Below are 718 nucleotides of genomic sequence, written 5' to 3'. Positions count from 1 at the left end.
GCGATGGCTTCCAGCGTTTCGGTCAGGGTGCCGATCTGGTTGACCTTGATCAGGATCGCGTTGGCGGTGCCGGACTCGATACCCTGCTTGAAGATCTTCGGGTTGGTGACGAACAGGTCGTCGCCGACCAGCTGCACCTTCTTGCCGATGCGGTCGGTGAGCAGCTTCCAGCCGGCCCAGTCGTCCTCGGCCAGGCCGTCCTCGATGCTGATGATCGGGTACTGGGCGGCCCAGTCGGCGAGGAAGTCGACGAACTGCTCGGAGGTCAGGCGCTTGTTCTCGCCGACCAGGTTGTACTTGCCGTTCTCGTAGAACTCGCTGGAGGCCACGTCCAGGCCCAGCAGCACGTCTTCACCGGCGGTGTAGCCGGCCTTGCCGATGGCTTCCAGGATGGTGTCCAGCGCTTCGACGTTGCTGCGGAAATCCGGGGCAAAGCCGCCTTCGTCGCCGACGGCGGTGCTCAGGCCATGGCCCTTCAGCACGGACTTCAGGGAGTGGAAGATCTCGGTGCCGGCGCGCAGCGCTTCGGAGAACGAGCCGAAGCCGACCGGCAGGACCATGAACTCCTGGAAGTCGACGTTGTTATCGGCATGGGCGCCGCCGTTGATGATGTTCATCATCGGCACGGGCAGCGAGATGTCCGATTCGGTGATGGTGGCCAGGTACTGCCACAGGGCCTGCTTGCGCGAGGCGGCCACGGCGTGGGCGGCGGCCAGCG

At 64.9% G+C, this 718-nt stretch carries 1 protein-coding gene; it reads right to left on the bottom strand.

Annotation, left to right across the window (positions count from 1 at the left end):
• Positions 1 to 718: phosphopyruvate hydratase (gene eno, locus ARC20_RS01425; protein WP_425480268.1), on the bottom strand; the 718-nt coding region annotated here is incomplete at both ends.

The organism is Stenotrophomonas panacihumi (assembly GCF_001431645.1).
GTDB classification, from domain to species: domain Bacteria; phylum Pseudomonadota; class Gammaproteobacteria; order Xanthomonadales; family Xanthomonadaceae; genus Stenotrophomonas_A; species Stenotrophomonas_A panacihumi.
This window is presented reverse-complemented; position numbering and strand designations above follow the sequence as displayed.